Consider the following 22081-nt stretch of genomic DNA (forward strand, 5'->3'; position numbering starts at 1 on the left):
TGTTTTTATATAAAATACTAACTATTTTAGTATTTAAAAATTGATAAAATGGCACAATCCAGTATTGAGTGGACCGAATTGACTTGGAATCCTGTAACTGGTTGCAACAAAATAAGTCCAGGGTGTAAGTTTTGTTATGCCGAGGTTATGTCAAAACGCTTACGGGCAATGGGTATTGAGAAATACAGTGATGGCTTCAACATTCGCGTTCATCCAAATGCATTGAACATCCCATTCACATGGAAAAGACCGAAAGTTGTTTTTGTAAACTCAATGAGTGATTTGTTTCATCCAGACGTTCCTCTAGAATTTATCAAGTCTGTTTTTGCGGTGATGAATCAGACGCCAAACCATGTCTACCAAGTTCTTACAAAACGGTCCGAACGTTTATTTGAACTGTCTCCTTTATTAAATTGGACACCAAACATTTGGATGGGTGTTTCAGTTGAAAGTCAAGAATATACCTATAGAATAAGAGACCTCCAAGCAACGGGCGCAAACGTTAAATTTCTTTCAATAGAACCATTAATAGGACCTATTGACTCACTCGAGCTTTTTGGAATTGATTGGGTTATTGTAGGTGGTGAATCTGGGGCAAAAGCCAGGCCTATTAAAAAGAATTGGATAAACTATATTAAAGAGGTTTGCAATTCTAATCAGGTACCTTTTTTCTTCAAACAGTGGGGTAAGCCTAAATTCAACGTTGATCCTAACGACCCAACTATAGCATCAGAACATCCCAATCATGCAAAGGGTGGCTGTCAACTAGACGGAGCTGTTTTTAGAGAAATGCCATCTCTAGAAAGAACTAGATTTTTATCTCATTGAGATAAAACCTCCGTAGTTTCAGAATAAAATTCCAGTTTGATACACCCCAACTGGCGCTAGTATGCAGAAATGGCTTATGGGTTACTATTCGATACTTGCACGTTTTGGCACGAGTAAACAAGACTCTACTCTGCCCGCACACTCGCGTCAATTTGAGGAATTAGAATCTTATTATACTCCAGCAACTATACAAATGAGAGGTAGTAAAGATATAAAAGCTATTGAACTCTCATATAAAATTACTAATAGGAGAAGAAAAGTTAAATGACCACTTTATGCAATTAGATGAGATTAAGTTACTGTGTGAATGTGTATTAGACAGGAATATTAAGTAAATACGTATCACATGGTATTTAGCTATATCTGTAACCACTAGTAATATTCTTCCGAAAACAGTTATGCCAGGGAATAAAAATCAAGACGGCAAAATCCACATTTATCTTATTTTCAATAAGTTAGAATTTTTAAATTTGGGAGTGCAGAGGTAAGAATTAATTTCCGTTTTTTAAAATAAAGTATTACTTCATCAGCGATTTTTTTCAAAAAGGAAGCGCAAGTATAAAGTCCACCTACAATGCCAAAACCATTGATGATTGTGGTGGATAAATCATTATATACCTGCAAGTCTGCCATTACACGAATATAGTAAATTAAGTTGAACATCGACAAGTTTGGATTGAATAAATGCGATTTACCAACGTTATAACTCCCCCTTCCCCGGCGCGAGTATGTAGCAACAGTACGTGTTAATGGTTACTCGTGACTTAAACACGGGGCACGAGTAGCCAAGGCTCTACCCTGCCCTACATACTCACGCCAGTACGATGGTTGATTCACTCCCTTCTATAGTCTGTATCAAAAAAGCTTATACTCTCCCGGTTTTTATCAAAAGGATATTCTCTAATAATTAGCGCAGCAGCAGTCAGCTTTTTTATTACATGCAATTCAGGCTTGTAGGCTCCGACTGAAATTTTAAGAATAGAATCTTTCACAAGACTATACTTGAACTTGTACGTTGTTTGATTTGAATCCACTCGCCTTAAACCGGAGCCATCTCCGTAAAACACCATCACAACATCGCCAACCTCCTTGCTTTTATGAATCCACTTTCCGAAAATAAGCTTTTTGTAGGTCTTGTATATAGGCTGTTTTTGTTGTTGGAATGAACTGCTTATTAAATAAATAATTAACAACAAGGGAATAAAAAGCGATTGATTATACTGTTGTTGTAAATTTAGTTTTAGCATCATCTATTTTACTTTTTGGCGCAGCCATGCCCCCCCATCAAAACTCATCCCCGTTCTTAACCTTTTAAAATCAGGCGCGTTAACCACCACGCAATTACGGTGGGTGTCTATTTGATAACTCCAGGTTTCGTGGTCGTTTTCGGCGGTGTTTGTATCAGAGCAGCCGTAAAACCGTTATATGGTATATTTAATTTTTACATTGCCGGACAAGGTTGCTGTATTTAAAGTGGCCCTCCATTTAGCGCAAGTCTTAGTGCTTGGGGATTGAGCGCTGGTTGACTTATGCTTTACGGTAACCGTGTACAACTCAGCCCCCCAGCTAGCGCGAGTATGTAGCAGCGGTGCGGGTGGCTACTCGTGAATTAAACGCCTGGGCACGAATAGCAATCCGCATTCTCCGGCCCGACATACCCGCGCCAAAATGGGGCGATTTTTTTGTATGTTAATAAAATACCCTGTACCGTGTAATCAGTTCTGTTTCTTGTTGCGTGTAATGAACACTGTCCATGTCTAAAGCCTGCAACGCTTGAAAAGACCTTGGTGTACGTATTAACGTCCAATCTGCTTTGCCGCCATAGCCTGTTTTTCCTGATGGGCCGTTTAACAGACCGGTAATATGAATTGAAGGCTGTATTTTATAAGGGTCATCAATGGTATAAGCGAGTTTTGCAACGTCGCTGAGGTACATGATGTTCATTCGATCAGGTGATGGCGAATAAAGCTCATAATAATTTACTTGTGTTTCTGTTATAAACTCCAAAACGCGCTCGTGATGCAGACCATACTGTTCGAAGCCGCCATCTTTAAATTTGAGGCCTACCAAAGATAAGGGCTTAGCTACTTCACCTTTTTTACAAGATGACAAGCATAGTGCAGGGATTATAAAAGTCAGGAGTAATATTTTTTTCATAGGTTTTAACTTATTGATGCCAGGCGTTGTATCGAATCAAAATTACGCACGAATAACTGACTGTTAATTAAATTGTTATCGTTTAACGAAGATGTTACACGGGTTATGGGTATACCGGACAAGGGTGGTGTAATTTTCTTGGTTTTGCGTAAGTCTTAGTGTTTCGGGATGTAGCAAGGGCCTGACTTGCGCTTTTTAGTAGATCATCACATGTCAACCTTCCACTGCATCAAACCTTCCCCCCTCAAAACTCATCCCCCGTACTCAACCGTTCAAAATCAGGCGCGTTAACCACCACGCATTTACGGTCTTGGGCAATTTGGTAACGCCAGGTTTCGTGGTCGTTTTCGGCGGTGTTGAGGTCGGAGCAGCCGTAAAACCGTTGTATGGTGTATTTAATTTTTACCTTGCCGGATAGCGTCGCTTCATCTAAAGTGGCATCCAGCAGTTCAAAATCTTCAATCTGGGGCGCGGCTCCGGTGTGGTTGTGGTAAGTCACCAGTTGTGCCAGCACTAATGGCTTGTTGCGCTGGCGGGCTGCATCATCACCATCGTACTTCATTACCCGCTGTAAGAAAGCCAATGCGGTTATTTGTTCGGTGGTTAGTTGGTTAAATTCGTCTTGGGTATAGTGTAGTTCGAGTGCTGCCATAGGATTGTTGAAGGTAAGATTTTTTGAATATTTGGAGGGTAGTTATTTCTTGTCTACCCCGCCCTGTCATGCTGAATTTATTTCAGCATCCCATCAGAAAGGTTAACCACCAGGCATTCGCGCCTGCAAATCTATCACTTAGCATGTGGGATGCCGAAATAAATTCGGCATGACGGGTGGGGCGTAAAAATACCGCCCCGGCACCTCAAGCCATCATATAAAACTTTTTTGTGCAAGAGAGAGAGCAGCCGACCGAACACCAACTTGATTTGTGCTTTTCTATTACCAAGCCCAAGTCAGGCCACCACATCAAGCAGCCGTACTTAGACTTGCGCTAAATAGGGATGAAGTAAGTAGAATCTTACAGGCTTATATCAAATCCCGCACAAACCAACTTAATTATTACCCCACCCAACCATCAATCATCATCATTATGAGTAGATTTGATTTTTTGATAAAACCCAATGGCCGAAGAACTTTACTTTTTTAGATTTGATAAAGAAGCTGCCCGTGCAAATTTGCCGGCTTTGCTTACCGCAGCTGCCGATTACCGGCAGCAGATTGCCGAGTTGCCTACGTCGCGCTATGACGAGCCGGTGATTTTTGAAAACATACTGCTCAAAATTGATGAGAATGTAGAGCTGCTATCCATCGAGGAAATGTGGAGCTTGTTTAATTGGTTTTACGAGAAAGCCGAACGGGAAAATCCGGAAGAAAACTATTTTGTAATGGAAAAACGTTTGCATGAGGAGATGCGCTTTTACGGGCTGGATTTATTTGCCGAAATACCCTCAAAATCGCCGGTTCGTGCGTTTCATGCAACTACGTGGCATTATGACGTTGAAGCCCTTACCGGAAAAGACGATTTACTAGCCCGTACCACGGCCGACGATTTGCGAACTCTGCTCGATTACATGATTTGTTACAGCGGCGAGGTAAATATATACGTCAATCGTCACCACTACAACCGGGCCGACGATGATGAATACACTTTAGAAATACGGCAACTGATAAACGAAATTAACCGGCAACGCGGCCACCACATCCATCAGCTGGCCCTGGCCGAATTTGAGGAAGACAGATTGCAGTACGACATTGCCATGCAACTAAAACCCAGAGCAAAGTCATTCAGGCAGCATCACAACCATAGAAAAGTTACTACACCTCATGGCCGTTTGAGTTACCTGTATAGGTTGATGGATAAAATTTGGGACGAAACGTACGTAATCTATAGCGCCAAAGAAATCAAAGAGAAACTTGGCAACTACCAGGGGCTGGTTACCCGGCTGCATTCTTTTTAAGTCCCCCAGCCCAAGCCCCCCGGCCCCCTGAAGGGGGAGCAGAAGTTTGATTTGCGGGATGGGCCGGTTAGTAGAACTTTGATGGGCACCGTGGTCATTAATTATGCAAATTCTTACCATTCTATAAATTCCGGTTCAGACCACTCGCCTGCATGTTGCAGTGGGCGAGTATTTTTTTAAGCTATAAGTTTAAGGGTTGATTTATAGTGTACACCATAAAAGCTGCGCCCAACAGCGGGAGGATGAAGGGGTTATCTTATCTTTAAGACTATCATCGCTAAATAGTACCACAAAAGCTGTCAAAAACGCCATAAACCCGGCCCGGCTCAGTGCTACCTTTGGCGGTATTATTTACCGTTAATATATTAACTATGGAACAAAAATTTCCGTTGCCGCCTTTTACTTACGAAACGGCGCTGCAAAAAGTACAACTGGCCGAAGATGCCTGGAACACCCAAGACCCCGAAAAAGTGGCGAAAGCGTATACCATAGACAGCGAGTGGCGCAACCGGTCGGTCTTTGTAAACGGTCGCGACGAAATTGTAACGTTTTTAACTCAAAAGTGGAAAAACGAGCATCAGTACAAACTTAAAAAAGAGCTTTGGGCCTTTACAGATAACCGCATTGCCGTACGTTTTGAGTACGAGTACCATAACGCCGATGGCCAATGGTTTAGGGCCTACGGCAACGAAAACTGGGAGTTTGATGCCAACGGCCTGATGCAGAAAAGATACGCCAGCATCAACGATGTGCCCATCCGCGAGGCAGACCGCCGGTTATAGCGTTTGGACGGCAGGCCGCTCATCATCCCTTAAAATCGAGACTATCCTTAATCCGACTACTAATATCCAGGCCGGTACACAGTTGTAGCCACGCAGCCTCCCCCGCTCCGTTCTTTCTTAAGGGCATTGATTGGTTAACCGTAAAATTAACTTTCCTGATAGCAGGCAGTAAGGCTAACTACGTTTAGGGCCTTTTATTAGACACTGCAGCAAGTGAGTTGTCTCTTTATCAAGTTTAAAACTACAGGAGCAGCGATTTACTTTGCACCTCGCATGCCGCAATAAATCCAGCAATTGCAGGGATGCAGATTTTATCATTTCCTTGATACTTCACCATTTTACCAAACTGGATTTGCCTAATATTGCTTTTATAAAAAAGAGGTTATGGCGCAAAAACTTCCGGAAGAGTATGTATCGCGAAAGGCCGAAATTGTGGCCCAGTTTAAACACGTACTGGATAACCACATCAACGATTTTATGGCCGGGCGTGTGGCAGCTATGTATGAGCTTAAAGATATTGCCGACATCATCTGTTTGCATCCTGTACACCTGAGCCAGGTAATTAAGCAGGAAACAGGGCACCATGCCTGCCACTTTTACGAGCAACGCATTTTAGTGGAGGCTAAAAAGTTACTGGCCAACCCCGGGCTGCCCATTAAATCGGTAGCCCACCGGCTGGACTATGATGTTTCTAACTTCACTAAGTTTTTTAAACGGTTTACAGGTTCAACGCCATCGGCTTACCGGAGGCAGGAAGCCACCGATACTGCTGCACCCCTAAGTACCGGTGCAGAGGCCATTAGCCAACAATAACTATCAACAAAAGCATATGAGTAACAAAGAGATAATAATTGGAGCCAATACCAGCCAGCCGTTGCATGCCCGCAAACCGGGTTACGGCACCATGCGCCTAACGGGTGATGACTTTTGGGGCGAACCCAAAGACCGTGATGGCGCCATTGCGCTGTTAAGAAGAGCGATGGAATTAGGCGTTAACTTTTTTGACACTGCCGATTTTTACGGCCCCGGTGTAACCAACCGCTTGCTGGCCGAAGCCCTGTACCCTTACCCTGCCGACCTGATTATTGCCACCAAAGTTGGCGGAACCCGTGGTGCGGATAAAAGCTGGCTGCCCTTTGCACAGCCGCATGAAGTAAGAAAAAGTGTAGAAAACAATTTAAAGGAGCTTAAGCTGGAGCAGTTGCCACTGGTGCATTTCGGAAAAGCACCCGGTAGTCCGGGCGATTACGAAGAAGCCTTTGCCGAAATGTTAGCCTTGCAGCAAGAAGGTAAAGTGTTGCACATCGGCCTCTCGAACGCAAGTACCGAGCAGTTTAGTAAGGCAATAAATATGGGCAAAATTGCCAGCGTTGAGAACATGTATAGTTACACCCAAAGAGTAACCGACCCCGATAGTGCCTATGGTTTTCAGGGTGGCGAGTTACTGCCCTTGTGCGAGGAGCATCAAGTGGTGTTTATACCCTTCTTTTCGCTCCAAACCTCGTTGCCGGCCGATCAGCAAAAAATGAAAACTGTAGCCGATGCCAAAGGCATAACCGTTGCCCAGCTCAATATAGCCTGGCTGCTGCACCGCTCGTCCTGGATGCTACCCATCCCCGGTACCACCTCCATTAACCATCTGCAAGAAAACATCCAGGCCGCCAACATCTCCCTCACGCCTGATGATATAACATTTTTAGGCTAATTAACCTGAGCCATTAACAGGTGAACGCCCTGTAACCAGATGATGCCGTTAATTACGATGCCTCATGAAGGTCTGCTACCGCAAGCCTCCGGCTTGTGGCAGCTATAGCCTTTACGGCATCTTCGCAACACCACAGGCAAGAAGCTTGCGGCAGCGCCCCATTTTAACGTCACTATGCCCGTCAAAAGCTCCCCCTTTAGGGGGCTGGGGGGCAAAAAGCGCAAAGGCCCGCTGTTGCGCCCGGGCCAGCGAGGGCCTTGTGCGGTGGTGAGGTAATCGCAACAGCTAGGCCGTTATTCACCTATTGTTTGTTTTCTACAGGTGTTCATGAGACCGCTACGCTAAGTCTTGTTTCTTTTGTGGCTATGACAAAAGAAATAGCCTCTCCGGCAATGAGGAGACTACATTAAGCAAACACTCACCGCCTCAAGTCCAAAAGTGCAGAAACAGCGAATTACTTAGCACATGGAACCAATGCGCTTACTGCAATGCTTACACGTATCAAGATCTCTCACTATCGTTCGAGATAACAAATTGCTTTACCCTCACATCACTCCCCAAAACGCCTCTATCACCAAAAAATATTTGCAAACGCCCTCATTGTTAGCTATGTTTAACCAAACAATCCTAAAACCATTACACACCTATACTTATGAATATCCGTCAACAACCTTATCACCTGCTGGCTTTCACCGGACTAACTGCTGTACTGCTATCGTTACTGCCGATTCGCCAATTACTAAGCATCAATTTACACGACACTTATATCGTAATCCCATATGTACCTTTTTTAAGGTGTTGGGCGGTTCTGCTGCTGGTGCTTTGGGGTGTAAACGTGGTGGGATCGGGCGTGCTTAAATCGGCCCGGTTAAAGTGGGTGCATACGGTGTCCGTTTTACTGGCCTTTTTAAGCTGTCATAGTTTACTGCTTAACCCAGAACCCGTGTTCCATTACAATGTATCGCGCTGGGCAAGCTTGGGACGTTATCTGATGATGGTGCTACCGTTTGTTGTCATCATAGCCGCGCTGTTTGTTGGGTTAATAGCATTACTGGCTAACTTCATCACCTCATTTCGCCCGGTAACCGGCAACTCATAAACAAAAGGCCGATACCGCGCTAAACAAAAACCATCCCTATGGGTTTACCCAAACATGGATCCGAAAGAACTACCTATACCAGCCGACGAGGCCGAAAAATTAGCCGAACAAGCCCGCCAACCCGAACGCCAGCAAGAAGCTGAGCAAGCCGAAGAAGAAACCGAGGTAAACCCGATGGACACCAACCTGGAGCGCAACGAGTAAGGTTCATTATTTTACTGTACTGCCGTAGGTTAACCACCCCAAAAAGCTCAAAGCATGGAGCCGGGGTATGGGGGCGCATGCCCTGGCGGTGGCATTTGCCAGAAAGTTAATAAATATTATCGCCGCGCTGTCACAAACCGCAACAAATAGCGTTAGGGGGTTAAAGCTTTTATTTTATAGCCCGCATTTAACCCGTGCAACAACTGCTTAACGCATGCTTAACCTCTATTTTCTGTTTTTAATATACGGCCTGTTTATATTTTACTGTACCTTATTGGTATGGAGTTATGCCGACGGGGCGCTTTCTATATATCCGTTTTTATGCCTGGCCGGTGCGGCGGTGCTATTTGTCATAGCCTCGGCCCTGGCGCTGTATCAAATTAAACCTGCAGCCTGGCTGGGGGTAATTTGTCTGGCCGTTACGTCGCCCATGTTTTTTGGGTTGCTGATGGATACAGGCCTGCAGTCGGGCCTACTCACTGCGGTAATGGGGGTAGCCTCGGTTATATTTTACTTGGGCATGTTTACCTCCGTTAAAGTGATCCGCACCGGCTCGCCGGCCATCACCCTAACCTCGCCCCTGCGGGTAGCACTAACCCTCGTTCCGGCCGGACTATTTATATGGTGGCTGCTGGCGGTGTTTGCTTTGAAATAATGATTGAATGAAAGCTAATGTGTGATTTTTGAATGAGTGAATGAGTGTTGATGTGCGGATATGTAGATGTGCAAATGATTAAAAAAATGCATCCCTTTTCGTAGATATTGATGAATTTTCCTTTTTCATCTGCACATTCGCACATCTGAAATCTGCACATCAACAACCATCCGCACATCAAAAGCCCTTTCATTGTCTTCCCAATGTAACCTTGAAGGTGTCGGTTTCGTACAAAACGGCACCTTCGCAAAACTATGAGCTATACTGTTGACGACCTGATTGCCTTAAAAAAAACCGTAGATGACGCCCTGGAGGCCAATCATAACCTCAGCAAAAAAATTGTGCAGCGCAAAACAGACCCTATACTGCAAAACCGTATAGCCCGCTTAAGCCGCTGGAGCACGTATCGCAAGTTACTGAGCAAATAGGCAGCACTAATCACGTTGCACTGATGCAAAGCCGGTAACGTTACTGGGTTACCAATGCGCAAAAAGATGAAAATGGCTGGTGCTTTCAGCCTGATTTGCTCGGAGCCTGTGGTTACAAATTCTGTAGGTTAACGGCTTTGCACATATTCATACATTTGTATACAGGCACAACCCGGTCGTTTAAAATTTGGGGTAGCTTTTATCTGCCGAAATTTTTATTAATTAGCATAGGTGCTGCCGAAACTAACCGGTCACCATTTGCAGATGTTTTCATTCTTTAAATCACTTATCGGCTCATTTTCCCGGTCAGCGGCTATCCCGCAATCGGGCAGCAATGCTACGGTGCAGCAATACTTGTCGGGCCTGCAACAGGCCTATGCGCAAAACAACGGCCAGGCGCTGTGGCATCATTTTGAACAAATTAAACAAGGCGCCGCCCCGGCCAATTTGAAAAAGCTGAGGCAGTTGTATAACGATGTACCAGATGCGCTGCTGAGTTTACTTAGTTATGCAGATGGCACATATCACCGCGAGTACGCCGGCGAAAAAATAGCCTTTTACCTATTAGGATCGGACGTGGAGGAATACCCCTACTACCTGCTATCCTCCGGCCAGATAAGGCAGGTAAACAGATTTCCAAGCGTTTTTGGCACTATGTAACGCGGGAATATAGCGATGTAGAGATAGATGAACGGATTACCGATAATGCGCACACCCTTAACTGGCTGCATTTTGCTGACTGTATGAATAACGGGGGCACCTCGGAGCTGATGATTGATTTCAGCCCATCGCCCACCGGAACCCATGGCCAGGTGATCCGCTATTTGCACGACCCGGACGAGATCACGGTTATAGCTGAAAGTTTTGAAGCATACCTGCAAATGCTGATCAATAAGGATTATGATTTTATACAGGAAGATACGCTGGGGTGATGGTTAAGTGAAAGTGAGCTGCATCAGCAGGTGTAACAGCAGTAGGGTGACAACGCCTCGCTGCCGCAAGCGTCCCGCTTGTGGTATGGCCAAAGGATGAATTTATTGATAAACCGGCTAAAAAACCACCAGCCACAGGCTTGCGGCAGCGATGACGCTTAGCCCGGCCAAACATATCTAATAGCATAGGTCAGCGACTATCTAACCCGAACTCTCACGTGCCGATAGATTAGCCTTTCAGACCCTGGTGTTTCGAAAATAAAAAACTTACTTAAAAACCCAAATTAATCGCGGTACCTGCGCAGACTCACGTTGTACACCAACAATATAACTATAGCCATCAACGATAAATCACTGCTGGTGATGCCCATACGTTGCGGAGACAGCCCCGTTACCAGGGCAACGGCAATGAGTAAACTCATGGCAAAAACCAGTGTAAAGCTAGCGGCTTGGGCCTTATGCTTTTTAATTAAGGCCGACTGCTGATGGCTGTTCCCAAACGCGGTTAAATATAAACCCACGGCCAAACCCACCTGGCTTACATTAATGGTGACCCTTGTACCCTCCGCACTCATCCCGAAAGAGAACAACCCGAATGAGCATACCAAAAGCACTAAGGCCGATAAACCGATAATAGCGTACCCCAACCTGGAGGTATTAGCAGATGTTAATTTGACAACGTTGTACATGTTTTGGTTTGGTAGATATAAAGCTAAGTATAATTACAGCGTTGTGTACGTATTTTTCTTGGGTAAGTTTTGTTTCGTTGATAGTACGCCGGGGCTATAAATTAGCAATCCATTTCTCGCTAGCACCAGTATCCTGGCTTGTGGTTCAGTCGTCGGAATGGCCTGTTGATAAACCTATTCAAAACCACAAGCAAGGAGGCTTACGGCAGCGGAATAACCAATCAAACAGACGCTGGACCTTAGTCCTCCCCGTCGTAATAGGCAAATATCAGGTAATCATGCTTTTCGTTTTCCTGGTGCTCACTGGTTAGCTTGTAATTATAACTCACCGAAAAGTCGGGTAGCGGTGCGCTGCTGTTGGTGGCAATGTCGTCCAGCAGTTCAAGTTCTACCTCGGTAGGTTCGGTAGCAAAGTAAGCGGTGAGCATCATGTCGTGCTCTTCCATATCGATGTCTAAATACAAAAACCTCATGTTCTCGGTAATGTTTTTGACTAATTGCCGGTAAACCTGGGTAGATAAATCATATTTTCTTTCTTCGATAGTCATAATGGTGAAGGTATAACTTTTATCGCTCAAAAATTATCTCAGCTCAGCCTAAACTCGTTCCATTCAGTTAATAAACCCTTCCTATCGGCCAGAGGGATCATGCCTATTTTTGAGCGTAAATCTTAGTGCCATGGGGCGGTGCGCGAGGGCCTAACTTGTGCTTGCCCATCAAGTCCGTTACAAAGTCACGCCTTATCGATGAAGCACACGTCAGGCTTTCCCACATGGCAGCCGCAATAGGGCTTGCGTTGAAGGGGTATTTTCTAATCGTGTTGCAGTATAATCACATCAGATAAAGAAAAGATTATTTTACAACAAGTTGGGGTTCTTTGGTGCGTGAATATATATTGTTGGATTTTTGCCCAACAGCATATCTTTTGTGATGGTGCTGAGTTCAGTTTTAATTTTATCCCTGTCCTTTTCTGATGATGAATAGACAAATTTAGTAGCTTCTTTTTCAAAGTAGGTCAAGGCGTCTGTTCTATCAGAAACAAGAAACTTTGCAATGGCAACCCGCTCAAGTGGCCCAAGAGCCGGATGAGCATTATAAAACTTGGTGAAGATACTTTCTACTTTTTTATATGTTTTTTTTGCAAGCCTAATTTGACCTGTTTTCTCAAGTAAAATCCCCTTGTAAATTAATATTCCAACATCCTGTTTAATAGCTAATGAAGCGTTGGCTGCGCTGATAGCCTCACTATATCTATCAAGGGCTATTAAGTCTTGAATTTTGTTTTGATACGAAGCTGTTACCTTAGGGTCAAGCTTTATTGCACTATCCAAAAGCTGAATCGCCTGTCGGAAAAGATCATCTCTCTTTCCTGCACTGAAAATTGTTTTAACAGCCTTGTTATTAAGCTCTACAGCTCTTTTTCGCTTAACTTCTTTGTCATCTTTGACTTGCGAAAATGTTTGGATGCTTCCTAATGCTAACAGGAGAAAAATTAATCTGATCTTCATTTAAATATGGTTTAGCTGCTTTGGCAACAAAGTTAATTGGTATAGAAAAAGAGAGAATTATGAATTTAATTTTGCACTTACACAATGGTTTACTGACTGCACACCCTATCTCCAAATTAATTGCCAACCACAAAGAGTCTTACAATTATACCAAAAGAAAGGAGCTTTCAATTACCCCGAACTGGCTGCACTTGAGTTATATCTTATGTTTAGGAAATAGATAGCTATTTATACATGACAAAAGTACCTCCATTTTGCTCATAGTTATTACAATACTTACAGTTTATGCCGGTTTACATTGCCTCGCTCCCGAACAGGAAGCGAGTATACTTTTGGAGTTAGCTTATCTTACTTTTTTGCAGCTATTTTAGCCTGTGGTTTATGTTGTCACCAACCATCCGCCACGCAGGTGAAGCGGATAACAAAACCTGTCTGCGGGTGGTGTGGTGATAACACCAACCACAGGCTGCACGGAAGCCAAATCAAGAGTACAGACTTGGTGAAAAGGTTTTCATTTCCGCGAGTATCAAGATCTTTCGCTATCGCTCAAGATGACACGCTGCGTTTGAGTCACTCATTGGCATCCATCTGCAGATTTGCACAACCACACATTAAAATCATTCGCTCATTTACTGCTCACTCATTCACTCTTTGTTATTTCAGCCGGTGATGTGTTATCACCAACTACTCTCCATTTAAGCAACGGCTTCATTACTTGAAGATAACGAAAGATTGCTAAATTGCCCTGCAAAAACAACCTCAAAACCTTAACTGACAATTCAGACAATGAACGATACCCCCTCTGCACAAGACTTGGTAAAGCAAGAAATTGCACCTGAAGAACAGGATGGGCAGAACGATGCCCTTAGCTCATACCTTCAGGCCATTATAGATGCGCCCGAATCGGCAACGGCGCACTATAACCTTGCATTGCATTACAAGTACAAAGGCAACTGGCAACTGTCTTATCAGCACAACAAAAAAGCGGCGGAGCTTGATGCTGAGAGCGAGGCTACCTGGTGGAACCTGGGTATTGCAGCAACTGCACTTAAAGACTGGCGCATGGCCAAAACGGCATGGATTAAGTGCGGCTTATCGCTCGAGGTAAATGATAGCGAGCCATCGATGAACATCGGAAATACCCCCATCAGATTAAATCCTGATGGAGCGGCTGAGGTGGTATGGTGTAAGCGGATTGACCCGGCCAGGGCTGTTATTTTAAACATTCCCTTTGCAGCCAGCGGTCGCAGGTACGGAGATTTGGTACTTAACGACGGCGCACCGGTAGGCACCCGCATCAGCAATGGAGTGGAATACCCGGTACTCAATGAGCTGCAGTTGCTGAGTGCATCTCAATACCATACCTATTCGGCCACCATTTATACGGGCACACAAACCGATATTGACCAATTAGATGAGCTTTGCCAGGCGGCCGAAATTGAAATGGAAGACTGGTCGACTATCCGGTATTTATGTAAACAGTGCAGCGAAGGTGTACCGCACGAACATCATGACCAGGACATCCAGGAGCGCGAGGCGCCGTCTGAGCGTTATATTGGCTTTGCGGCCACCAATAAAACGGCACTAATCAGGGTACTGTCCAGTTGGAGCGTTATAACCTTGTGTGAGTACTCGGACGTTGTTCTTGAACTCGAATAAGCGATGAGGCGACACCATTCGGCAAAAAAGAAGATAAGAGGCTGGAAGCGCAGAGTAAGGCACCTAAACCGTTGGGGCGAGCAAATTAAACAGCCGTATACCGAGTACTTTGTCAGCAACAACGGTCGTCACACTTACGAGCGCTACACGGTATCGCCGTTTTACAATGCCGCTAAACGCAACCCTCCTTTGTGGTTCTACAAACTTATAATTGCAAAACTGGTTACGGCTTATAATGCCTGGACGGCAACATTCGAGCAGTTAGGCATTCCGTTCGATTTACAATTATGGCTGTACGACCCGGCTTACATCCGGTCAGAAATCATTTGCTATAAGATGGCGCAACAAGGCGAACGCAGGCGTTTTAGTTGGGAATCGGATTTAAACAAACCATTTCCGTATAACAAGTTAGGCGGCCTTAACTACAATCTGCACGAGTATGATTGGATTTTAGCTGATGACGAGCAGGTGTATTTTGAAGACGACTTTGAAGATGCCGACTTTACTGCGGATGACCTGCTATCTGACGGTTATGTGAGAAAAAAACAGCCGGACGGTACCGTTTATTACGCAAAGCGATTGGGCGATATTTGGATAGGCAGACATCAAAACGCGACGAAACACCAAAGCAGGGATGTGATTCAAGGATACTTTGCCCCTCCCAAAAGTATGGATTGATGCGATTTAAATGGTGGAGATAGCTTTACGAAAAGAGGTAAACGCCTACACTTTTAAACGGAAAGATGACTACATTGCCTTAAGTAAAGTATGAACCTATCATCTTCAGCCTGCAAAAGTTTAGTTGCAATATGGTGCTTATTTTGTTGCTTGGTGGTATCTACACCAGGCTTTGGCCAAAACAACTTTTACAACGTAAGAGGCACCGTGGTTAATGGCTTGTTTTTAAAGACGATACCGTTAACCATTTTTAACGGAAATAACAAGGCTTTAATGACCACCAACAGCGATAGCCTGGGCCGGTTTACATTTCGGGGTTTAGCAAACGGCAAGTATCGGTTACAAAATAAACACTTTCGTATTGACACTGCAGTCACCGTTCAGGATGGCCCGGTTGATAGCTTCGATATAATACTCAACGTTTGCGAAGTGGACGCATTACAAGCACAGCAGGACATCCAGGCAGGTAAAGCAAAATTGTTACTCGCGGGCGGCTATGCCCCTGTTTACTACCAGGGGCAGGAACTTTTTGAACGAAAGTACAAAGTGAGTTATCACGATTATGGCTGCACCCCACCCAACAGAAAGTGCATCAAAGAATACAACAAAACAGTTTTTACTTATCTCGACCTCAAATATGGCAAACAATGGCGCACTCAGGTGCGAAAGGATGTAGTAGGCTTCAGATAAGCTTCAGCCTATGGTTTGCGCTGACAGCAACTGTGCGCCGTGATCTGTGCAGCGTGTACGAACACTTATCCGCGGGTGGTGCGGTGATGATAGCAGGCACAGGCTGCAAATAGCATAGCCAAGTGAGCCATAACATTAAATGAGGTTTGTTAACTAATCTTTTTAAAGCTAAATTTGAAATAAACCCATACATAATGAGCAAAGCAGAACAAGTGATACGGTTTATAATATTGCCAGCGCTGAGTTTCTGCTTTTTAGCTTATTCAATTTATGCGACATTGCGCAAAGGTCCTGTTAAAGAAGATGATGAGCCGGGTAAATTCCGGGATTATTATGAAGAACAGGGTAAATGGTTAAGACGGCTCTTTTACGGCTTATTTCCTAAACGCAGGTAACGGACGTCTTTGCAACTTCAGTTACTGCTTTTTTGTTAGTGCAATTATGTATTCACATAGTTTAAGCTGGCTGCTCGTAACCTATCTACGCAGGCATAATTAGCCACTTTGCTAAACCCGCCCCGCATACTCACACCAGTGAAGACGACTTTTAGGTCAACGTTAAATATCTTACAGATATTTTTAGCATACCATTCATTACTTTTACGTAAAACAAATTATCAACCTAAACCCTATAGCATGCCCCAAACTATTTTCTTACATCACTGCAGATGGCTTCTGATGTTGAGCCTTGCGTTGCTGCTTACTCGGCCTGTGGCCCATGCGCAGGTGACCGATTTTGACCAGATGCCCCGGTGTTACGCCAACACCAAACAGGCTCCGTCTCCGGTAAACATAGCCGATTTTAAGTACCCGCCGTTAACCAGCTACCGTGGCCAAAAGGTTTATAAGATCAGCGATGCCAAAGTCGGGAAGGTTCCGTTCAGGCTGCACATCCCCCCAAATTACGACCCCGCCAAACCGGTGCCTTTAATCTTACTGCTGCATGGCGCGGTGGGTGCCTCTCATTTTTCTGATGCGCTTCATCCAGATGTAAAGAATGAAGCCACCGATGACCCTTTTTACAACAAGCTATGCCAAAGCGGTTACCTGGTGATCATGCCTTATGGTGACCGCGACAAAGGCTTCAACTGGGCGGCCAACAAATATGGCGCTACCGAAAACTTTACGTTCGACGCGTTAATATCCATTATCAATGCCGTCAAAAAAGTAGTGAATATCGATGACAACAAGGTGTTTGCGTTCGGGCATTCGGATGGGGCCGATGGAGCTTTTGCGTTGGATGTTTACCGCCCCACTTTATTTGCGGGCTTTGTAAGCTACAATTCCATGCTCGCAAATCTCTTTGTTCATGATTTTTACATTCACAATGCTGTTAACCGGCCGCTTTATTTAGTTCACTCAGACAAGGATGATTTGCGGCCCATTCAGCAGGCCCGTGTCATTGTACAATATCTCGACTCGCTGAAGGCGCCGGTGCAGTACCATGAATATTTGGGTTACAAGCACTTTGACCTGCACCTGGACAAAGATTTTACCAGTGCTCTAACTTTTGTAAACACCGCTAAACGCAACCCCTACCCTCAAAGCGTATATTGGGAAACCGGCAATCGTTTAAATAACAGCTGCGATTGGCTGGAAGTAGACGATTGGGGCTTGAAATTACCCATAGCTGCCTGGGCCGAACCCAATGACATACGATTTTACAATAAAACTACTCACGCCCGGATGAACATAAAATATTACGACAATGGCCCGGCGGCGGCGGTAAAAGGCACTTTTAAAAACAACGTGTTTGACCTTCAAACGTCCAGGATTAAGCAATTTAAAGTACTCATTAGCCCTCAAATGGTTGACCTTACCCAAAACGTTAAAATTGTAGTAAACGGAAAGCTGAAACACGACGCCAAAATAACGCCCGACGATTCCTTTTTTGCCAACCGGTTTAAAGCCGACCATGACCGAAAAGCCATCTGGGTAAATGCCATAACGATTGTTTGCGATTAACCTATGCATGGTGTTGTCACCAACCATCTGCCACGCTACGCCGCGGGTAATAAAAACTGTCTGCGAGCGGTGTGGCGATAACACCAACCGCAGGCTGCAGTTATAAGAGTAAGCATTCGTTTATTCTCGACTTGCTAACCACAAGTCTTACCCTGCCTGAAAGACTTATGCCGGTTAATTTGCATTAACAGGCGTTTAAACCATTACAATAAGTCTGCAGCATTTTTTTTCTGCTTGATAGAGATGAGTTGCCCCTGATGATATTTATACTTTCTAAAAATGCTCGAGTTTAACTGGTTAATAAAATCAACATCAAGGCCATGATACTTCTTAAGGCTATTTTGATTGATAACGGACGACTCTTTGATAAAAATGACTTCATAATTTTGGTACTGATTGGTGCTCACGGTAGCAAGCTCTGCAACATACTTATCTAATTGCTCATTGTGGGTGCTATCATTTACATAATGCTGAACCAAAATACATTCCTGCTTCCGCTCGTTATCGTTGGTAGATATATATCCTAAGTCAGGTATGGTTACGTACACCATCTTTGATTTGCATGCGCTCAAGCCGCACACTATTAAACAAATTACGATTTTGATGCAGGTTTTCATTAATTGGATAGTGAGTCGTATTTAAAGCATTAGGCGTCGGCAAGTTGCTTTTTGTGCAGGCAAGTCCGATAAACGTACGAAAAAAAACAAGCTTGTTAATTGAAGTCTTACGGCGAGAGTTAAGCTACTGGCAAGACTTGGGCTTTGTGCTGATTGATGCACCAACCAGACTTACCCGTACGGCAATTGCACCCAGCCTTTCGCGAAAATGGGCATTGATACTAAACATTTTAATGAGGTTCATACACCTGTACAACGGCATCCAAGTCTTGCAGGGCATTTACCATTAATGGCTTTACCTCCGCCCAGTTTAACCCGCCGTTGCCAGCGCCCAGCGGTGGGATGGCGATGCTGCGGATGTTTTCGTCAATAATCAACTGGCGCAGGGCCACCAAACCATCCTGGATGTATTCCAGTTTTGATGGGTTGCGCCAGTGTACTTTTGTGGGGAAGTTAACAATCAGCTTTTCGCCGTAAACCGGGTTATGGTCTTTTACGGCCAGCATTTTGCCCGGCTGCAGTTCCTTATTTTTGCACGCGACCGCATATACATTGAAGTTGTGGATGAATGCCTGTTTAAACTGCAGCGCAATGCCCTTACCCATCACCCCCACAGTATTCACGGCGTTCACCAGCGCGTCAGCGTCAGACTGGAGCAAATCGCCGGTTACATAGCTAATCATAAATTTTTTATTGGCTGTAATTTATTATGAGCTACCTAAGTTAGTGAAATTTGGACAGTTTCAGCCTTTGGTTTCGTATTGTCTTCAGCCACAAGCTGCAATGATAGTCGAAGAGTTAATTTTGAATGAGTGCATAAGCATTGTTCATTGGCTCACTAACTTCAAAGAGAGAACCCTCACTACCAACTCCCGCGACGAGCATTCGCTCATTCACTCATTCAAAAATCACTCATTGGTTTCCATTCCCCGCAATCACAAACCCGGTGCTTGCGGCAGCATACAAGGCACTTACTGCACAAAAGCGGCACGGCTACTACCCTGCCCGCACTGGTAAACTGTTTTGGCAAATATGCTTTAAAGTATACGGTCGTCTTTAAAAAATACGGTAGCTTTAACGCAACAAAACTTAAACTGTCATACCTTGCCCAGCATTAACTTTTTCATATTTATATTTATTTTTTTAGTGGCTTTCTACATCCTGGCCCGGGCTGTAGAAAATTACCGGCGCCGGTCGCGCCGGCCTGATATGGCCGAGATACGCAAAACGCTTGACGGAGCCGTTGACCGCCAGTTAGCAGAACTGCAGACAATTATCGACGAGATGTCTGTTTACACGGTTGCCAACGACTACCTAACGCAGCAAAACCCGCCTGCCGCCCCAAGCCCAAGCCCCGCAACCATCACCGAAAAAGAGCCAGGCATCCTGGAGCAGGTTAAAAGGGTTTTTATTGAAACCGACGAGGACATCAAAGCGCAGGAAGAACATAATGCCCACCTGCAAAAGGAAGCACAGGCCAACCAGATTACGGAAAACGTACCCGTACTTTCGATAAAAGGCTACAGCGTGAGCGACGGAAGCCGCAACGACGGCTGGTGCCTAAACGCAGGTTATTATTTTGTATTGAAGCTTATTAATACCAGGCCCGAGCCTATTAAACATATCCTGGTAAGTTTCGGGTCTGATTTTGTTATAGACCAGCTAACCGATACCGAGCAGCCACATATGTACACGCCGGGCAGCACAACGTTTAAATACACGTTGCATGATGCAAAAGTGCGCAAAGATTTGATGAGAAACACCGATTTTAAAATCTGGGAACTGCCCGGAATGTCTGAAAAGGTGATTTGTGCATTTCCGGTAACCACGCGTTTTAATGGGCACTTAAATGCAGACAAGGACGGTCAGAGCACCTTGTATTTGTCGTGCTTTTTGAACTGGCAGGGTGGCCATAATGCGTTTTATTTTATCTCCTACCGGTATGAGCAACCCGGCGACTTAAAGGTTTTTCATGCCCGCGTTACTGTAGATGACCAGCGGGTACCCATCATCGGCAGATACCTTAAAAACAATACTGAAGTTAAAGACCTGGTGTAAAGGGTAACAAGCGCTAACCATTGATGCGTATTTGATATTTAAGCGTATGATTGGGGTGGCCGCCAACCATACGCCATGCTATTTGGTGAGTAATTAAAACCTGCCCGCGGTTAGTATGGTGATAACACCAGCGATATACTGCAAATGACATGAAGCCTACCGCACAGAGAAGTGTTATTGACAGGGTATTTAACGCACTAAATCCTGTGGGTTCTGCTATAGCAACAGGTACAATTTACAGAATTAATAGATTTTAGATTTATATAATGAGGTATTTTCTATATGCTATTTTGCTGATAGGTTTTTTTTATTCGGTTCTTTACTATAATCAAAAATCAGGTGAAGAGACAATAAAACTAAATGATTCCTTGAATAATAATGTATTATTTGAGGGAGTGGTCGTGAAAATACAAAGATCAACTAATCATGCTTTCGGTATCATTACTTTAAAGCATGTGAGATCAAGTGTTGATGAATTTAATAAACAGATTAAAGGAGGTATTTATCCTTATCGGGTTACTGGGGATTCGGCTGAATTATATTGTACAGTTTCAGTTGATAGAAAATTGGGAGATTCAGTAAAAGTTGTTTCTAAAGATCTTACAATTTATTATAATCCCCAAAAAAGCAAAGAAGAAGGGAGTCTGTATGTTATAACTGATCCGTATAATATAGCGTATGTGAAAGAAAATACAGTATTTAAGTAACATTAGTAACGAAAGTCTGTAAATCCAAAACTTAGCCAATAGGCGGCATACCTGTTTATGCATCCTATTAGGTTTTTTATACCCGTAAGTTTTTGATGTTGTTAAAGAAGTGCCTGTAGCTTATTTCAGCAAAGAAAGCCTATAGTGGCGAACGGTGTGAACGTCCATCCGGTGGCAGCTTTTCAATTAGTTTCAGACTGTCTTAAGCGCAAGTATTAGTTCCCGGGGCAAAGTACAAGCGCCTGACTTGTGCTTGCCGACCACGTTTGATACAAAACCGCTTCCTACCTCCGAAGCACAAGTCAAGCTTTCGCACATGGCAGCTGCACTAAGACTTGCGCTAAAGGGGGCGCTGTAGGACTATGTACTATCCTTAATTAATGGTGAAGCACCTCTCTATCTATAATAAGAAGCGCTACCACGGCAAATGCAGTTAATCCCCATACAACCCAAGCTAATGTCCGGTTGCGCATGGTGTTAATCTCACTATTTTTAAATTCATCGTATATACGCTCGGCTTTCCCGTTTTTAACGAACGACAGATAGATAAAAGTGAACATTAATGCGCTAAAAATTGCAGCATTGATGCGGTTTATGAATATGTAGCCTGTACAAAATTTGATGATGAGCAAAAGCGTGAGGAAAATAAAAAACAGACTTAAAGCCATTACCAGCATCGCCCTATACCATAAAGGGCTGTGGTTTTTATAGTTTTTCTCTTTAAAATGATGGTAAAAAGTAAAGAAGTAAAATTTAAGCCACATCATT

General features: G+C 44.1%; 29 protein-coding genes. 18 read left to right on the top strand and 11 right to left on the bottom strand.

What is annotated here, in order from left to right; translation table 11 throughout:
- Positions 1-48: 48 nt before the first annotated feature.
- Positions 49-828, top strand: a complete 780-nt coding sequence (locus AAGR14_RS13205) for a phage Gp37/Gp68 family protein (RefSeq protein ID WP_342644689.1) — start codon at positions 49-51, stop codon at positions 826-828.
- Between the two features lie 447 nt (positions 829-1275).
- Here the strand turns inward: AAGR14_RS13205 and AAGR14_RS13210 are convergent, their stop codons facing one another.
- From AAGR14_RS13210 to AAGR14_RS13225, 4 genes are all read right to left on the bottom strand, one after another.
- The gene (locus AAGR14_RS13210) at positions 1276-1461 is read right to left on the bottom strand and encodes a hypothetical protein (protein ID WP_342644690.1); all 186 of its coding nucleotides are present in this window, start codon (positions 1459-1461) and stop codon (positions 1276-1278) included.
- Between the two features lie 200 nt (positions 1462-1661).
- A complete protein-coding gene (locus tag AAGR14_RS13215; RefSeq protein WP_342644691.1) occupies positions 1662-2078 on the bottom strand; it encodes a hypothetical protein in 417 nt (138 codons plus the stop codon).
- 439 nt (positions 2079-2517) lie between these two features.
- Positions 2518-2985, bottom strand: a complete 468-nt coding sequence (locus AAGR14_RS13220; RefSeq protein ID WP_342644692.1) for a hypothetical protein — start codon at positions 2983-2985, stop codon at positions 2518-2520.
- Between the two features lie 244 nt (positions 2986-3229).
- On the bottom strand, positions 3230-3637 hold the full coding sequence (locus AAGR14_RS13225; protein WP_342644693.1) for a hypothetical protein: 408 nt from the start codon (positions 3635-3637) through the stop codon (positions 3230-3232).
- Positions 3638-4101: 464 nt separating this feature from the next.
- Here AAGR14_RS13225 and AAGR14_RS13230 point away from each other — a divergent pair, with 464 nt between their 5' ends.
- From AAGR14_RS13230 to AAGR14_RS13275, 10 genes are all read left to right on the top strand, one after another.
- Positions 4102-4938: a hypothetical protein gene (locus AAGR14_RS13230; RefSeq protein WP_342644694.1), complete on the top strand. Its 837-nt coding sequence runs from the start codon at positions 4102-4104 to the stop codon at positions 4936-4938.
- Between the two features lie 371 nt (positions 4939-5309).
- A complete protein-coding gene (locus tag AAGR14_RS13235; RefSeq protein ID WP_342644695.1) occupies positions 5310-5720 on the top strand; it encodes a nuclear transport factor 2 family protein in 411 nt (136 codons plus the stop codon).
- A gap of 384 nt (positions 5721-6104) precedes the next feature.
- Complete coding sequence (locus tag AAGR14_RS13240; RefSeq protein WP_342644696.1) at positions 6105-6533, top strand: helix-turn-helix domain-containing protein; 429 nt, start codon at positions 6105-6107, stop codon at positions 6531-6533.
- A 16-nt stretch (positions 6534-6549) separates the two neighbouring features.
- Positions 6550-7425, top strand: a complete 876-nt coding sequence (locus AAGR14_RS13245; protein ID WP_342644697.1) for an aldo/keto reductase — start codon at positions 6550-6552, stop codon at positions 7423-7425.
- Between the two features lie 652 nt (positions 7426-8077).
- Complete coding sequence (locus AAGR14_RS13250) at positions 8078-8524, top strand: hypothetical protein (protein WP_342644698.1); 447 nt, start codon at positions 8078-8080, stop codon at positions 8522-8524.
- 54 nt (positions 8525-8578) lie between these two features.
- The gene (locus AAGR14_RS13255) at positions 8579-8728 is read left to right on the top strand and encodes a hypothetical protein (RefSeq protein WP_342644699.1); all 150 of its coding nucleotides are present in this window, start codon (positions 8579-8581) and stop codon (positions 8726-8728) included.
- 214 nt (positions 8729-8942) lie between these two features.
- The gene (locus tag AAGR14_RS13260) at positions 8943-9383 is read left to right on the top strand and encodes a hypothetical protein (protein ID WP_342644700.1); all 441 of its coding nucleotides are present in this window, start codon (positions 8943-8945) and stop codon (positions 9381-9383) included.
- A gap of 254 nt (positions 9384-9637) precedes the next feature.
- Positions 9638-9811 carry a hypothetical protein gene (locus tag AAGR14_RS13265; protein ID WP_342644701.1) on the top strand — a complete coding sequence of 58 codons (174 nt, stop codon included), beginning with the start codon at positions 9638-9640 and terminating at the stop codon, positions 9809-9811.
- Between the two features lie 231 nt (positions 9812-10042).
- A complete protein-coding gene (locus AAGR14_RS13270) occupies positions 10043-10471 on the top strand; it encodes a hypothetical protein (protein WP_342644702.1) in 429 nt (142 codons plus the stop codon).
- A 35-nt stretch (positions 10472-10506) separates the two neighbouring features.
- Positions 10507-10743, top strand: a complete 237-nt coding sequence (locus AAGR14_RS13275) for an SMI1/KNR4 family protein (protein WP_342648699.1) — start codon at positions 10507-10509, stop codon at positions 10741-10743.
- A gap of 284 nt (positions 10744-11027) precedes the next feature.
- On the opposite strand, the gene AAGR14_RS13280 is transcribed toward AAGR14_RS13275, so the two are convergent.
- The 3 genes from AAGR14_RS13280 to AAGR14_RS13290 all read right to left on the bottom strand — a co-directional run bounded on the left by AAGR14_RS13280 (position 11028) and on the right by AAGR14_RS13290 (position 12940).
- Positions 11028-11432: a hypothetical protein gene (locus AAGR14_RS13280; RefSeq protein ID WP_342644703.1), complete on the bottom strand. Its 405-nt coding sequence runs from the start codon at positions 11430-11432 to the stop codon at positions 11028-11030.
- Positions 11433-11671: 239 nt separating this feature from the next.
- A complete protein-coding gene (locus AAGR14_RS13285) occupies positions 11672-11980 on the bottom strand; it encodes a hypothetical protein (protein ID WP_342644704.1) in 309 nt (102 codons plus the stop codon).
- 309 nt (positions 11981-12289) lie between these two features.
- The gene (locus tag AAGR14_RS13290) at positions 12290-12940 is read right to left on the bottom strand and encodes a hypothetical protein (RefSeq protein ID WP_342644705.1); all 651 of its coding nucleotides are present in this window, start codon (positions 12938-12940) and stop codon (positions 12290-12292) included.
- Between the two features lie 786 nt (positions 12941-13726).
- Here AAGR14_RS13290 and AAGR14_RS13295 point away from each other — a divergent pair.
- From AAGR14_RS13295 to AAGR14_RS13315, 5 genes are all read left to right on the top strand, one after another.
- Positions 13727-14599, top strand: a complete 873-nt coding sequence (locus AAGR14_RS13295; protein WP_342644706.1) for a hypothetical protein — start codon at positions 13727-13729, stop codon at positions 14597-14599.
- Between the two features lie 3 nt (positions 14600-14602).
- Entirely contained in the window at positions 14603-15277 is a 675-nt protein-coding gene (locus AAGR14_RS13300; RefSeq protein WP_342644707.1) for a hypothetical protein, read from the top strand.
- A 90-nt stretch (positions 15278-15367) separates the two neighbouring features.
- Positions 15368-15967, top strand: coding sequence for a carboxypeptidase-like regulatory domain-containing protein (locus AAGR14_RS13305; RefSeq protein ID WP_342644708.1), 600 nt, complete (start codon positions 15368-15370; stop codon positions 15965-15967).
- 194 nt (positions 15968-16161) lie between these two features.
- Entirely contained in the window at positions 16162-16362 is a 201-nt protein-coding gene (locus AAGR14_RS13310) for a hypothetical protein (protein WP_342644709.1), read from the top strand.
- Positions 16363-16602: 240 nt separating this feature from the next.
- The gene (locus AAGR14_RS13315; RefSeq protein ID WP_342644710.1) at positions 16603-17931 is read left to right on the top strand and encodes an alpha/beta hydrolase-fold protein; all 1329 of its coding nucleotides are present in this window, start codon (positions 16603-16605) and stop codon (positions 17929-17931) included.
- A gap of 203 nt (positions 17932-18134) precedes the next feature.
- Here AAGR14_RS13315 and AAGR14_RS13320 read toward each other — a convergent pair whose 3' ends face one another.
- Together AAGR14_RS13320 and AAGR14_RS13325 are read right to left on the bottom strand one after the other, a co-directional pair.
- Positions 18135-18482: a hypothetical protein gene (locus AAGR14_RS13320; protein ID WP_342644711.1), complete on the bottom strand. Its 348-nt coding sequence runs from the start codon at positions 18480-18482 to the stop codon at positions 18135-18137.
- A gap of 296 nt (positions 18483-18778) precedes the next feature.
- Positions 18779-19231 carry a macro domain-containing protein gene (locus AAGR14_RS13325; protein WP_342644712.1) on the bottom strand — a complete coding sequence of 151 codons (453 nt, stop codon included), beginning with the start codon at positions 19229-19231 and terminating at the stop codon, positions 18779-18781.
- Between the two features lie 463 nt (positions 19232-19694).
- On the opposite strand from AAGR14_RS13325, the gene AAGR14_RS13330 reads away from it, so the two are divergent.
- Complete coding sequence (locus tag AAGR14_RS13330) at positions 19695-20606, top strand: hypothetical protein (protein WP_342644713.1); 912 nt, start codon at positions 19695-19697, stop codon at positions 20604-20606.
- Between the two features lie 13 nt (positions 20607-20619).
- Here the strand turns inward: AAGR14_RS13330 and AAGR14_RS13335 are convergent, their stop codons facing one another.
- Entirely contained in the window at positions 20620-20757 is a 138-nt protein-coding gene (locus AAGR14_RS13335) for a hypothetical protein (protein WP_342644714.1), read from the bottom strand.
- A gap of 115 nt (positions 20758-20872) precedes the next feature.
- On the opposite strand from AAGR14_RS13335, the gene AAGR14_RS13340 reads away from it, so the two are divergent.
- Positions 20873-21313 (top strand): hypothetical protein, encoded by a 441-nt coding sequence (locus AAGR14_RS13340; RefSeq protein ID WP_342644715.1) that lies wholly within the window; start codon positions 20873-20875, stop codon positions 21311-21313.
- Positions 21314-21690: 377 nt separating this feature from the next.
- Here AAGR14_RS13340 and AAGR14_RS13345 read toward each other — a convergent pair whose 3' ends face one another.
- Positions 21691-22080: a hypothetical protein gene (locus tag AAGR14_RS13345; protein ID WP_342644716.1), complete on the bottom strand. Its 390-nt coding sequence runs from the start codon at positions 22078-22080 to the stop codon at positions 21691-21693.
- Position 22081: the final 1 nt, after the last annotated feature.

Source organism: Mucilaginibacter sp. CSA2-8R (assembly GCF_038806765.1).
Taxonomy (GTDB): domain Bacteria; phylum Bacteroidota; class Bacteroidia; order Sphingobacteriales; family Sphingobacteriaceae; genus Mucilaginibacter.